We start from the raw sequence: 15,392 nt of genomic DNA, 5'->3' as shown, positions 1-15,392 counted from the left end.
CATGGTCAGGACTCGGAGGTGCCGAGGGCCAGATCCAGCAGGGCTTCGGTGTCCATCGCGTCGATGGAGTCCACGTCGGCCGGGCCCGATCGCCCGGTCCCGCCGTGGTCGTCGGAGGTGTTCGCTTGATGCGCCGCCGGTCCGGCGAGCCGCAGCAGGCTCTCCAGCAGTCCGGATTCGCGCAGCACGTGCACCGGAATGCCGGCGAGCGCGGTGCGTACCGCCGCGTCGTCCCGGTCCTCGACCGGGCTCGCCGCGGCATCGTTCTCGGCGCCTGGCGGGGCGAGTTCGGCGCGCAGGTAGCCGGCCAGCACGCGTGGTGTCGGGTAGTCGAAGACCAGGCTCGCGGGCAGCCGCAGGCCGGTCATCGCGTTGAGTCGGTTGCGCAGTTCGACCGCGGCCAGCGAATCGAAGCCCAGGTCCCGGAACTCCCGCGAGGCCCGCACGGTTTCCCCGGGTGCCAGGCCCAGCACCGCCGCCGTCTCACCGGTCACCGCCGCGATCACGGCCTGCTCGCGTTGACCCTCCGGAAGCCGGGACAACCGCTGGGCCAGCGATTCGGACGTGCCGCGCTCCGGGCCGGTGCCGGCGACCCGGCGGGCGACCCCGGCGAACGCGGGCACCAGTTCGCGCAGCAGGGCCGGTACGCGAGCCGAACCCGCCCTGAGCGTGGCGGTGTCCAGTCGCATCGGGACCAGCACCGGTCCGTCCGGCCGGGTGTTCACGGCCGCGTCGAACAGCGCGAGCCCCTCCTCGGCGGACAGCGGAAGCATCCCGCCCCGAGCGGTCCGCCGCAGGTCGGCGGCGGCCAGCCGGCCGGTCAGCTCGCTCGCCTCGGCCCACATCCCCCACGCCAGCGACGTGGCGGGCAGGCCCTGTCCGCGTCGGACCTCGGCCAGCGCGTCCAGCGCCGCGTTGGCGGCGGCGTAGTTGCCCTGGCCCGGTGCCCCGAACACCCCGGCGGCGGAGGAGAACAGTACGAACGCGGTCAGTTCCCGATCCCGGGTGAGTTCGTGCAGGTGCAGCGCGGCATCCGTCTTGGCCGCGAGCACCGCGTCCACCCGCTCCGGGGTGAGCGCCTCGACCACGCCGTCGTCGAGGACACCGGCGGCGTGGATCACCGCGGTGATCGGGTGCGCGTCGAGCAACGCGGCCACCGCGTCGCGGTCGGCCGCGTCACAGGCGACCACGGTCGCCCGCGCGCCCAGTTCGGCCAACTCGGCGACGAGCGCGTCGGCGCCCGGTGCGCCGGCGCCGCGTCGACTGGTCAGCACGAGGTTGCCGACGCCGTGCCGCCGGACCAGATGCCGGGCGACCAGCCCGCCCAGCGTGCCGGTGCCGCCGGTGATCAGGACGCTCGCGTCCGGTCCCCAGTCGGCCGCGGTCGGTTCGGTGGACGCGGCGACCCGGGTCAGTCGCGGTGCGAGCAAGACACTTTCACGCAGGGCGAGTTGGGTCTCCTCGCCGGTCGCGGCGAAGGCTACCGCCCGGGCCGCCTCGTCCGCCCCCGGCTCCGCCTCGCCCGGTCCGGGCAGGTCGATCAGCACGAACCTGTCCGGGTGTTCGGACTGCGCGGTGCGCAACAGCCCCAGCGCGGCGGCGTGCGCGACGTCCGTCGGATTCGGGCTCGGACTCGGGGTCGGGTCCGGCGTCGTGGCACCACGGGTCAGCACCACGAGCCGGGTGTCGGGGTAGCGCGCCTCCGCCAGCCACGCGTGCACCAGGGCCAGCGTTCGATGCACGGCGCCGTGCACGGCGTCCGGTGCGAGGTCCGGCGTGTACGCGAAGGGCACCACGACCGCGTCGGGCACCTCCCGCGTGCCGCCGTCGATCGCGGCCGACAGCGCGGCCAGGTCCGGATAGGCGTCCTCGGCCACACCGAACGTGTCCTCGTCGCCCAGCAGGGCGATCCGGCCGGGCGCCGTCGGTTCGGCAACACCGGGCGCGTCGATCTCGACCCAGCTCGTCCGGAACAACAGATCGTCGGCCGCCCCGCCCATCGGGATCGAGCGCGGCACACTCCGCAGCACCAACGCGTCGACGCTGAGCACCGGTCGGCCCTCGGCGTCGGCGGTGACGATCGAGATGCCGTCCTCGCCGGTCGGCACCACCGCGACCCGCAGCGCGACCGCCCCGGTGGCCGCCAGGCGCACCCCGCTCCACGCGAACGGCACCAGCGGGGAGCCGAGTTCGGCATCCGAATCGCCGGCCAGCGCGGCGGTGTGCAGTGCGGCGTCGAGCAGCGCGGGGTGCAGGGCGTACCCGTCCACCGGGACGTCCTCGGCCAGGGTGATCTCGGCATAGGTCTCCGCGCCGCGCCGCCACGCCTTGCGCACGCCCTGGAAGGCCCGGCCGTAGTCGATGCCGGCGGCGGCGAAGCGGTGGTACAGGTCACCGGTGTCGACCGGTTCCGCACCGGCGGGCGGCCATTCGATCGACTCGGCGGCCTCGCCGGGCACACCCGGTGCGAGCGTGCCGGTGGCGTGCCGGGTCCACACGGTCCCGGTGTCCGCGTCGTCCGCCGACGAGTACACCGCGAGCGGCCGACGGCCGGCCGCGTCCGGGTCGCCGACGGCGACCTGGAGCCGGATCGCGGCGCTCGCCGGGATCGGCAGCGGAGCCTCCAGGGTCAGTTCCTCCAGGAGGCCGCAGCCGACCTCGTCACCGGCCCGAATGGCCAGTTCCACGAAGGCCGTTCCGGGCAGGACGACGGTGCCGAGCACGACGTGGTCGGCCAGCCACGGGTGCGAGCGCACCGACACTCGTCCGGTGAACACCACACCGGTCGAACCGGCGAGTGCGACCGCGACCCCGAGCAGCGGGTGTTCCGCCGACGCCAATCCGACCGCCGACACGTCGCCGGCGGAACCGGCGTCGAGCCAGTAGTGCCGCCGCTGGAACGCGTAGGTGGGCAGATCCACCTGCCGGGCACCGGGGAACCAGGAATCCCACCCGATGTCGGCGGTGCCGGTGACGTGCAGTACGGCCAGGGCCGCCAACGCGGTCTCCGTCTCGTCCCGGTCCCTGCGCAGCACCGGGACGACCGGCAACACCTCGTCGCCGTTTCGCAGGCCGTCCCCCAGGCCGTCGCGGATCAGCGCGGTGAGCGCACCGTCCGGGCCGAGTTCGACGTATCCGCCGACGCCTCGATCCTCGATCGCGCGTATCGCGTCGTGGAAGCGGACCGGCTCCCGCACGTGCCGCACCCAGTAGTCCGGATCACTCCACTCGCCGACCACGGCGGCACCGGTCACGGTGGACACCGAGGCCACCTTCGGCTCGGCGAAGGACAGTTCGTCCACGACCCGGCGGAACTCGTCGAGCATCGGGTCCATCAGCGGCGAGTGGAACGCGTGGCTGACCCGCAGCCGCCGCACCCGACGGCCCGCCGCCTCGAAGTGTTCCGCGACCTGCGCGACCGCCGCCTCGGCACCCGAGACCACCACCGCGGCCGGACCGTTGATCGCGGCGATCCCGACGGGCTCGTCCCGATCCGCCAACAGCGGCAGCACCTCGGCCTCGGCGGCACCGATCGCCACCATCGCACCGCCGGCCGGCAACGCCTGCATCAACCGGCCACGCGCCACCACCAGACGGCACGCGTCGTGCAACGACAACACCCCGGCCACATGCGCGGCCGCGATCTCGCCCACCGAGTGCCCGACCAGCACGTCCGGCCGCACACCCCACGACTCCGCCAACCGATACAGCGCCACCTCGACCGCGAACAACGCCGGCTGCGCGAAGCCCGTCTCGTTCAGACCCTCCGCCTCGCCACTCACCACCGCACGCAACGAGCCCGCGCCCGGCTCCGCTTCGAGCCGGTCGCACACCTCGTCGAACGCCGCCGCGAACACCGGGAAGGCCTCGTACAGTCCACGCCCCATCCCGACCCGCTGACCACCTTGACCCGCGAACACGAACGCGAGTCCTCGGGTGGACCCGCCGGCCGTCCCGATCGACGCGCCGCGAGGCGTACGGCCGTGGGCCAGGTCGTCCACGCCGGCCAGCAGCGTGGCCCGGTCCGAGGCCGCCAGCACCGCGCGGAACTCGAACGCGGCCCGGCCCTCGGCCAGCGAGAACGCCACATCCGCGGGCTCGATCTCCGGGTGCTCGGCCAGATGCGCACCGAGCCGCCCCGCCTGGGCCCGCAGGGCCGTTTCACTGCGAGCCGACAGCAGCACGGGCAACGGCCCGATGCCCGAAGGCCGTTGGCCCGAAGTCGGCTCGACCGGCCCGACCGGCTCCGGCTGCTCCAGGATCACGTGCGCGTTGGTACCGCTGACCCCGAAGGCGGAGACACCCGCTCGCCGGGGTGCGCCCGTCCTCGGCCACTCCACCGGCTCGGTCAGCAGCGACACCGCGCCCGACGCCCAGTCCACATGCGGCGACGGCTCGGCGATGTGCAACGACTTGGGCAGTACGCCGTGCCGCATCGCCTCGATCATCTTGATCACGCCACCCACCCCGGCGGCGGCCTGGGTGTGGCCGATGTTCGACTTCAACGAGCCCAGCCACAACGGCCGATCCTCCGGCCGGCCCTGGCCGTAGGTGGCCAGCAGCGCCTGGGCCTCGATCGGGTCGCCCAGCGAGGTGCCCGTACCGTGCGCCTCCACCGCGTCGATCTCCGCCGTGGACAACCCGGCGCCGGCCAACGCGGCCTGAATGACCCGCTGTTGCGACGGGCCGCTCGGCGCGTTGAGGCCGTTGCTGGCACCGTCCTGGTTCACTGCCGTGCCGCGCACGAGCGCGAGCACCCGGTGGCCGTTGCGGCGCGCGTCGGAGAGCCGCTCCAGGAGCAGCATGCCCGCGCCCTCGGACCAGCCGGTCCCGTCCGCGGTCGCCGCGAACGCCTTGCACCTGCCGTCCGCCGACAACCCGCGCTGCCGGCTGAACTCGACGAAGACACCCGGTGTGGCCATCACCGTGACCCCACCCGCCAGCGCCAGCGTGCACTCGCCCCGGCGCAGCGCCTGTCCTGCCAGGTGCAGGGCGACCAGGGAGGACGAGCACGCGGTGTCCACCGTCATCGCCGGGCCTTCCAGGCCGAACGTGTAGGCCACCCGCCCGGACGCGACGCTGCCGGAACTGCCGTTGCCCAGGTATCCCTCGACGCCGCTGGGGATGTCCCGCAGCCGGGCCGCGTAGTCGTGGTACATCACACCGGCGAACACACCGGTCCGGCTGCCGCGTACGGTCTGCGGATCGATGCCGGCCCGCTCGAACGCCTCCCAGGTGGTCTCCAGGAGCAGCCGCTGCTGCGGGTCGGTCGCCGCCGCCTCACGCGGCGAGATGCCGAAGAACTCCGGGTCGAACTCCAGCGCGTCGTGCAGGAATCCGCCCTCGGTGGCGTACGTCCGGCCCGCCCGGTCGGGGTCCGGGTCGAAGAGGTTGTCCAGATCCCAGCCTCGGTCCGCCGGGAAGCCGGTGATGCCCTCGCGGCCCTCGGCGACCAGTCGCCACAGGTCCTCGGGCGAGGCCACCCCGCCCGGGTAGCGGCAGCTCATCCCGATGATCGCGATCGGCTCGTCGTCGGCGACGGCCACGCCGGTCAAGCGCGCCGCGCTCGACCCGGTCCGCGCCGTCTCGTCGGCGGTCTCCGCCTCTGTGCCCAGCAGTTCGGTGCGTACGTGTTCGAACAGCACGGCCGGGGTCGGGTGGTCGAAGACCAGCGTCGCCGAAAGCCGCAGCCCCGTCGCCGCGTTGACCCGGTTCCGCAGTTCGACGGCGGTCAGCGAGTCGAACCCGAGGTCCTTGAAGGCCCGTTCCGGATCGACCGCGTCGGCGCCGGAGTGCCCGAGCACCGCCGCGACGTGCGTGCGAACCAGGTCCAGCACGGCGCGATCCCGCTCGCCGATGGGCAGCGCGAGCAACCGGTCCCGCAGCGAACCCTCGCCACCGGGGCCCGATTCGCCGTGCGCGGTACGCCGGGCCGGGGCGCGGAAGAGGCCGCGCAACAGCGGCGGCAGGCCCCCGTCCGCCGCCCTGGCCCGAAGCACCCGCGAGTCCAACCCGACCGGTACCAGCAGCGGTTCCGCCGTGGCCACGGCCGCGTCGAACAGGGCCAGTCCGAGTTCCGGGGTCAGCGGCACCATGCCGGAGCGGGTGACCCGGCTCAGGTCGGCGGCGTCCAGTTCGCCGGTCATCCCCTCGGCCTGTGCCCACAGGCCCCAGGCGAGCGAGGTGGCCGGCAGACCCGCCGCCCGCCGACGCACCGCGAGCGCGTCCAACGCCGCGTTCGCCGCCGCGTAACCACCCTGCCCCGCCGAACCCAACACACCCGCCGCCGACGAGAACAACACGAACGCGGACAACCCCCGCCCCCGCGTCAACTCGTCCAACAACAACGCGCCGTCCACCTTCGCCGCCACCACACCCGCAACCCGCTCCGCCGACAACGACTCCACGACACCGTCATCGAGCACACCCGCCGCATGCACCACCGCCGACACCGAACGACCCGCCAACAAACCCACCACCGACGCCCGATCCGAGACATCGCACGCCACCACCTCCACCCGCGCACCGGAGGCAACCAACCCCGCCCGCAACCCCTCCACACCCGGCGCCGCCGAACCCCGCCGACTCACCAACACCAAATCCCGCACACCATGCCCAGACACCAGATGCCGAGCCACCAACCCACCCAGACTCCCCGTACCACCCGTCACCAACACCGACCCCGAACCCCAATCAGGCCCGGTGACATCCACAGGCGGCGTGAACCGCGCCAAGCGCGGCACACTCGCCGCACCCTCCGCCACGAACACCTGCGGCTCGCCCGACGCCACCACGGCGGCCACCAACTCCGCCGACGCCGTCCCCGGCACGTCCACGTCCAACAGCACGAACCGACCCGGATGCTCCGACTGCGCCGACCGCACCAGACCCCACACCGCACCCTGCACCGGATCCCCGACCGCACCACACGTCACCACGACCAGCGGCGGTGCGCTCGGGTCCGCCAGGTGCCGCTGGAGCGCGTCGAGTACGTACGCACCCGCCTCACGCACCGTGGCCAGGTCCGAGCAGCGCAGCGGCGTCGACGCCACGGTCTCGGGGTCCGCCGTGCCCAGCACGGTGGGCACCCGGTCCACGCGGAAGAGCGCGTCCCGGTGCGCGGGCCGCCGTTCCCGAAGCCCGTCGGCGGACATCGGGCGCAGCACCAGCGAGCGCACCGAGATCACCGGGCGGCCGGTCGGGTCGGTGACGGTGATGGACACCGCGCTGTCGCCGATCGGCGACACCCGGACCCGGACCGAGGAGGCGCCGCCGGCCTGGAGCACGACGGATTCCCAGGCGAAGGGCAGCGCACCCCGACCGATCCGTAGTCCGTCCGCCGCCGACTGGAGGAAGGTCGCGTGCAGCGTGGCGTCGAGCAGCGCGGGGTGCATTCCGAATCCGGCGACGGACGCGTCGTCGGGCAGCGCGACCTCGGCGAGGATGTCGTCGCCTCGGCGCCAGGCGGCGCGCAGGCCCCGGAAGGTCGGGCCGTATCCGTAGCCGAGCCCGGCCAGCCGCTCGTAGAAGCCGTCCAGGTCCACCCGGTCCGCGTCGGCCGGCGGCCACTCGCCGAGCGGGTCGGCGTCGGTCTCGGCGGGCTCCACCGCCTGGGCGAGGGTGCCGGTGGCGTGCCGCTGCCAGGTCGGCTCGCCGCCGTCCTCCTCGGCCCGGGAGTACAGGCCGAACGTGCGTCGCCCGGAGTCCTGGGGTCCGTCGACCCAGAGCTGCACGATCACCGCGCCGCGCTCCGGGACGATCAGCGGTGCTTCCAGAGTCAGTTCCTCGAGCAGGCCGCAACCCACCTCGTCACCGGCCCGTACCGCCAGCTCCACGTAGGCGGTCCCGGGTAGCAGCACCGTGTCCATCACGACGTGGTCGGCCAGCCACGGGTGGGTGCGCAGAGACAGTCGGCCGGTGAACAACACGCCCCCGCCGTCGGCGCGTTCCGCCGCAGCGCCGAAGAGCGCATGCCCGAGCGGGGCCAGTCCCAGGCCCGCCGCGTCGGTGTTCCCGGCGGCGGACAGGTCCAGCCAGTAGTGGTGGTGTCGGAACGCGTAGGTGGGCAGGTCCACCCGACGGGCGCCCGGGTGGAAGGTGTCCCAGCGGATGTCCGGGACCACGTCGCGCACATGCAGGGTCGCCAGCGCGGACAGCGCGCTCTCCGCCTCGGCACGGTCCTTGCGCAGGACCGGCACCACGGTCACCGCGTCGTCGGTGGTGTCGAGCCCGCCCCGGATCAGCGCGGTCAGCGCACCGTCGGGGCCGAGCTCCACGAACGCCGCGACGCCTTGACCTTCGAGCGCGAGGATCGCGTCGTGGAAGCGCACCGGCTGCCGGACGTGACGCACCCAGTACTCGGGATCGGTCCAGTCACCGCCGACCTCGACCGTGGATTCGTAGTCGGACTCTGCTCGGCCGTACGCGAGTTCGCCGACCACGCCGCGGAACTCGTCGAGCATCGGGTCCATCAGCGGCGAGTGGAACGCATGACTGACCCGCAGCCGCCGCACCCGACGACCCAACCCCTCGAAATGCGCCACGACCTCGGAAACCACCGCTTCGGCACCCGAAATCACGACCGACGCGGGGCCGTTGATCGCCGCGACACCGACGACGTCCTCCCGCCCCGCCAGCAGCGGCAGAACATCCGCCTCCGCAGCACCGATCGCCGCCATCGCACCACCGACCGGCAACGCCTGCATCAACCCACCACGCGCCACCACCAGACGGCACGCATCCTCCAACGACAACACCCCGACCACATGCGCGGCCGCGATCTCACCCACCGAATGCCCGACCACCACATCCGGCCGCACACCCCACGACTCCAACAACCGAAACAACGCCACCTCGACCGCGAACAACGCCGGCTGCGCGAAACCCGTCCCATCCAGACCATCCACATCGCCCGAGACCACCTCGCGCAACGAACCCTCACCCAGCTCCGCATCGAGCCGATCGCACACCGCATCGAACGCCGCCGCGAACACCGGGAACGCCTCGTACAACCCACGACCCATCCCGACCCGCTGACCACCCTGACCCGCGAACACGAACGCCAGACGGCCCGGTTCGGCGCTCGCCGTACCGCGCACCAGGGCCGGCGACTCCGCGCCTGCCGCCAGCGCGCGCAACCCGGTCCGGATGCTCTCGTGGTCCTCGCCCAGCACCACCGCGCGGTGCTCGAACGTGGTACGGCCATGGGCCAGCGAGTACGCCACGTCGACGGGCGCGAGCTCGGGTGCCTCGGCCAGGTGCGTCCGCAGCCGCTCGGCCTGTGCCCGCAGCGATTCCTCGTCGCGCGCAGACAGCAGCACCGGCAACAGGCCGCTCGTCGGCGGACGTTCCGCCGCGACCGGGTCCGCGGTCGGCTCCGGGCGCTCCAGGATCACGTGCGCGTTGGTGCCGCTGACCCCGAACGCGGAGATGCCGACCCGGCGCGGCGCACCGGTCTCCGGCCACGCCATCGGCTCGGTCAGCAACGACACCGCGCCCGACGCCCAATCCACGTGCGGCGACGGCTCGACGATGTGCAGCGACCTCGGCAGCACGCCGTGGCGCATCGCGCCGACCATCTTGATCACGCTCGCGACGCCGGCGGCAGCCTGGGTGTGGCCGATGTTGGACTTCAACGAGCCCAGCCACAAAGGCCGTTCGGCGTCGTGCTCCTGTCCGTACGTGGCCAGCAGGGCCTGCGCCTCGATCGGGTCGCCGAGCGTGGTCCCGGTACCGTGCGCCTCCACCGCGTCCACGTCGGCGGCGGACAGGCCCGCGTCGGCCAGCGCCGCCCGGATCACCCGCTGCTGCGACGGACCGTTCGGCGCTGTCAAGCCATTGCTCGCACCGTCCTGATTGATCGCCGATCCGCGCAGGACGGCAAGCACCTCGTGGCCGTTGCGTCGTGCGTCGGACAGTCGCTCCAGGAGCACCATCCCGACGCCCTCGCCCCAACTGGTGCCGTCCGCGTCCGACGAGAACGCCTTGGCCCGGCCGTTCACCGCGAGGCCGCGCTGCCGGCTGAACTCGATGAAGGTCGCGGGCGTCGCCATCACCGTCACGCCGCCGGCCAGGGCCAGCGAGCACTCGCCCTGGCGCAGCGCCCGGGCCGCCCAGTGCATGGCGACCAGCGACGACGAGCACGCGGTGTCCACCGTGACCGCGGGACCCTCCAGGCCCAGGGCGTAGGCCACCCGGCCGGAGATCACCGCGGCGGCGTTACCGGTCAGGAAGTAGCCCTCCAGGCCCTCCGGGATCTCGTCGACCCGCGGCCCGTAGTCCTGACCGTTGGAGCCCGCGAAGACGCCGGTGTCACTGCCGTGCAGCGTGCTCGGGTCGATCCCGGCGTGCTCGAACGCCTCCCACGAGGCCTCCAGGAGCAGCCGCTGCTGCGGGTCCATCGCGAGCGCCTCACGCGGCGAGACACCGAAGAACGACGCGTCGAACTCGCCCGCCTCGTACAGGAAGCCGCCGCGGTCCACGTAGGTCTTCCCGGACTGCTCCGGGTTCGGGTCGAACAGGGTGTCCAGGTCCCAGCCCCGGTTCTCCGGGAAGCCGCCGACCGCGTCCACCCCGCCCTCGACCAGGCGCCACAGGTCTTCCGGTGAGGCCACCCCGCCCGGGAACCGGCAGCTCATCCCGACGATGGCGATCGGCTCGTCCGGCTCGCCGGCCGGCCGCGCGGTGTTCGCCGGGGTCGTGCCGGCGGTCCGGCCCAGGATCTCGGCCCGCAGGTAGCGGGCCATGGTCGCGGGCGTCGGGTAGTCGAAGACCAGCGTCGTGGGCAGCGTGCGCAGGCCCGTCGCGCGGATCATCCGGTTGCGCAGTTCGACCGCCATCAGCGAGTCGAAGCCCAGCTCCCGGAACGCCTTGCTGTCCTTGATCGCGGCGCCGGAGCCGTGCCCGAGCACGGCCGCGGCGTGCGCTCGGATCAACTCCAGCACGGCGCGGTCCTGCTCCGGTTCGGGCAGGGCGGCCAGGCTCTCCCGCAGCGCCGGCGCGTCGGTGCCCGGGCCGGCGGCCGAGGAGTCCCGGGCCGCGAGTTCCCGCGCCTCCGGGACGCCGTCGAACAGCGGGCTGCGCCGGGTGGCGGTGACCGCCGGAAGGAAGCGTGTCCAGTCCAGGTCGGCGACCGCCACGAACGGCTCGCCCGAGCGCACCGTGTCGCCGAGCACCTCGATCGCCAGGTCCGGGTTCATCGGCAGCGCGCCGCCGCGCCGGATCCGCGCGTCGACCGCTTCGTCCGTGGCCATCCCGGAGCCGGCCCACGGGCCCCACGCGATCGAGCCGGCCGGCAGGCCGAGTTCACTGCGCTGCCGAGCGAGCGCGTCCAGTGCGGCGTTGGCCGCCGCGTACCCGGCCTGTCCGGGCGAGCCGACGGTGCCGGCCATGGACGAGAAGAGCACGAAGGCGGACAACTCGTGGTCGAGCGTGAGCTCGTGCAGGTTGCGCGCGGCGGTGAGCTTGGGTCGGAGCACGTCGTGCAGGCGCTCCTCGGTCAGCTCGGCCAGGACACCGTCGTCCAGGACGCCCGCGGTGTGTACGACAGCGGTCAGCGGCCGGTCGGCGGGGATCGTGTCGAGCAGCGCGGCCAGCGCGGCCCGGTCGGCGGTGTCGCAGGCCGCGACGGTGACCGTGATCCCGTCGGCCCGTCCGGTCAGTTCGGCCACGAGCTCGTCCGCTCCGGGTGCGGCGGCGCCACGCCGACCGACCAGGAGCAGGTGCCTCGCGCCGTTGTCCGCCAGCCACCGCGCCACCCGCGCGCCCAGCGCCCCGGTGCCACCGGTGATCAGCACCGTCCCCGAACTCGCCCACGGCGCGCCCGCGTCGAACTCGTCGGCGGAGCCGCCCGTACCCGGTGCCCGGACCAGCCGCCGCGCGAACACTCCCGACGCCCGCACCGCGACCTGGTCCTCGATCGAGTCGCCGGCCGCCAGTACGCCGACCACATGGCGCAGCACGCCGCTGTCCACGACCTCGGGCAGGTCGATCAAACCGCCCCAGGTGGTGGGGTGTTCGAGGGCCGCGACGCGGCCGAGGCCCCAGATCGCGGCGCCCGCGACGCCGGTCGTCCGGTCTCCGTCGACCGCCGTCACCGCACCCCGGGTCAGGCACCACAGTGGTGCGGTGACGTCGGTATCGCCCAGCGCGTGCAGCAGGACGACCGTGTCGAAGAGGTCCTCGTCCGCCCCCGACAGCCCGAGCAGCGAGATCACGCCGCCGAGATCGTCCACCCCGTCCGTCGCCTCGCGCAGCCGCACGGCAGCGCGCTCCCGTTCCCGGTCGGCGGGGTCCAGCTCCAGCGTGCGGATCGTGCCGTACGCGCCGAGGTCGGCGGGCAGTTCGTGCCCGCCGCTCGGTACCACGACCAACCAGGTGCCGGTCAGCACCGGCGGCACGGCCGACGTGATCGGCTGCCAGCCGATCCGATACCGCCACGCGTCCGTACGGGACTGCTCCTCGGTCCGCCGCGACCACGCGGACAGCGCGGGCAGCAGGGCGTCGAGCGAACCGCGCGCCGCGTCGTCCTCGACCGCGAGTTCGCGCGCCAGCGCCTCCCGGTCCCCCGCGCCGACCGCCGCCCAGAACCGCTCGTCCCGGGCGTTCCGCGCGGGCGCCTGCTCGGCGTCCAGCCAGTACCGGCGGCGCTGGAAGGCGTACGTCGGCAGGTCCACCCGCCGCGCGCCCGGGACGAACGAGGCCCAGTCGACCCCGGCCACCGCACCGTTGACATGGAGCGTCGCCAGGGCGGACAGCGTACTGTCCGGCTCGGCCCGATCCCGCCGCAACAACGCCACGGCCGGCTGATCGCCCGCCTCCAGCGCGCCCCGGATCAGCGCGCTCAGCGACCCGTCGGGCCCGAGCTCGATGAACCCGCCGACTCCCTCGGCCGCCAGGGTACGAATCGCGTCGTGGAAACGCACCGGCTGTCGGACGTGGCGCACCCAGTATTCGGGGTCCGTCCAGTCACCATCCGGCGAGACGGTCGAGACCACGGTCAACTGCGGTTCAGCAAAGCTTAGTTCCCGCACGACCCGGCGGAACTCGTCGAGCATCGGGTCCATCAGCGGCGAGTGGAACGCATGACTGACCCGCAGCCGCCGCACCCGACGACCCAACCCCTCGAAATGCGCCACGACCTCGGAAACCACGGCCTCCGCGCCGGAGACCACCACCGAATCCGGACCATTGATCGCGGCGATCCCGACAACATCGGCCCGGCCCTCGATCAGCGGCAGAACATCCGCCTCCGCAGCACCGACCGCCGCCATCGCGCCACCGACCGGCAACGCCTGCATCAACCCGCCGCGAGCCACCACCAGACGGCACGCATCCTCCAACGACAACACGCCCGCAACGTGAGCCGCCGCAATCTCACCCACCGAATGCCCGACCACCACATCCGGCCGCACACCCCACGACTCCAACAACCGGAACAACGCCACCTCGACGGCAAACAACGCCGGTTGCGCAAAGCCCGTCCCATCCAGACCGTCCACGCCACCCGAGATCACCTCGCGCAACGAACTCGCGCCCGGCTCCACTTCGAGCCCGTCGCACACCTCGTCGAAGGCCGCCGCGAACACCGGGAACGCCTCGTACAACCCACGACCCATCCCGACCCGCTGACCACCCTGACCCGCGAACACGAACGCCAACCGCTCGGCGTCCCCGTCCGGGAGACTCCCCCGCAGCACATCGGCGTGCGGCGTCCCGTCGACCAGCGCGGCCAGGCCGGCGAGCGCCCCCGACCGGTCGTCCGGGGCGCCGAGCACGACCGCGCGCTGGTCTAGCGCCGACCTGCCGGTCGCCAGCGAGTACGCCACGTCGGCCTGGTCCGCCTCGGGGTGCTCGGCCAAGTGCGCGCGCAACCGCGCCGCCTGGGCGCGCAGGCCCTCCTCGGTGCGGGCCGAGAGCAGCAGCGGCACCCGGCCGGGCATCGGCTGCGGGTCCGGTGCCGTGTCCGCGTCCGGGGCCGGGTCCGGTGTCGGTCGGGGCTCCTCTTCGAGGATCACGTGCGCGTTCGTGCCGCTGACCCCGAACGCGGACACACCCGCCCGTCGGGGCTGCTCGGTCCGCGACCACGAGACCGGCTCGGTCAGCAGCGACACCGCGCCCGACGCCCAGTCCACATGCGGCGACGGCTCGTCCACGTGCAGCGTCCTGGGCAGTACGCCGTTGCGCATCGCCTGGACCATCTTGATCACGCCGCCGACCCCGGCGGCGGCCTGGGCGTGGCCGATGTTCGACTTCAACGACCCGAGCCACAAGGGCCGTTCGCCGTCACGACCCCGGCCGTAGACACCGAGCAGCGCGTCCGCCTCGATCGGGTCGCCGAGCGAGGTGCCGGTCCCGTGCGCCTCGACCGCGTCGACGTCCGTCGCGCTCAGACCGGCGTTGGCCAGTGCCGCCCGGATCACTCGCTCCTGGGCGGGGCCGTTGGGCGCGGTGAGGCCGTTGCTGGCACCGTCCTGGTTGATCGCGGTACCCCGAACCACCGCGAGCACCGGATGACCGTTGCGACGCGCGTCGGAGAGCCGCTCCAGGAGCAGCATCCCGACACCCTCGGACCAGCCCGTACCGTCCGCCGAGGCGGCGAACGCCTTGCACCTGCCGTCCGCCGACAACCCGCGCTGCCGACTGAACTCGACGAAGGTGGCCGGCGTGGCCATCACGGTGACGCCGCCCGCCAGCACGAGTGAGCACTCCCGCTGCCGCAGCGCGCCGACCGCCCAGTGCAGCGCGACCAGCGAGGACGAGCACGCGGTGTCCACGCTGACCGCCGGGCCCTCCAGGCCGAGCGTGTACGCGACTCGGCCGGAGGCCACGCTGCCCGCGCTGCCGCTGCCGAGATACCCCTCGAACTCGCCGGCCGCGGCGGCCGTCCCGGAGCGCAGGCGCGACGCGTAGTCGCTGTACATCACGCCCGTGTACACACCGGTCCTGCTGCCGCGCAGCGCGGCCGGGTCGATGCCGGCCCGTTCGATCGCCTCCCACGCGGTCTCCAGGAGCAAGCGCTGCTGTGGGTCGATGGTGAGCGCCTCGCGCGGTGAGATGCCGAAGAACTCCGGGTCGAACGCGGCGGCATCGTGCAGGAAGCCGCCGTGCCGGGTGTAGCTGGTGCCGAGGTGTTCCGGGTCCGGGTCGTACAGGCCGTCCAGATCCCAGCCTCGGTCCACCGGGAAGCCGGAGACCGCGTCCACGCCGTTGTCGACCAGCCGCCAGAGGTCCTCCGGGGACCCGACCCCGCCCGGGTACCGGCAGCTCATCCCCACGATCGCGATCGGCTCGTGCTCACGCTCGTCGGCCTCGCGCAGGCGGCGGCGGGCGTCGTGCAGGTCGGTGGTGACCCGCCTGAGGTAGTCGCGAAGCTTCTGTTCGTCGGCCACTGT

1 protein-coding gene is annotated in these 15,392 nt (G+C 73.4%); it reads right to left on the bottom strand.

What is annotated here, in order from left to right:
• Nucleotides 1-5: 5 nt before the first annotated feature.
• On the bottom strand, nucleotides 6-15,389 hold the full coding sequence (locus OG948_RS32585; RefSeq protein WP_406300384.1) for a type I polyketide synthase: 15,384 nt from the start codon (nucleotides 15,387-15,389) through the stop codon (nucleotides 6-8).
• Between the last annotated feature and the right edge of the window lie 3 nt (nucleotides 15,390-15,392).

The sequence above is a fragment of the Embleya sp. NBC_00888 genome (assembly GCF_045207655.1).
GTDB lineage: Bacteria > Actinomycetota > Actinomycetes > Streptomycetales > Streptomycetaceae > Embleya.
The sequence above is the reverse complement of the archived record's forward strand: the minus strand, read 5'-3'. Positions and strand labels throughout refer to the sequence as shown.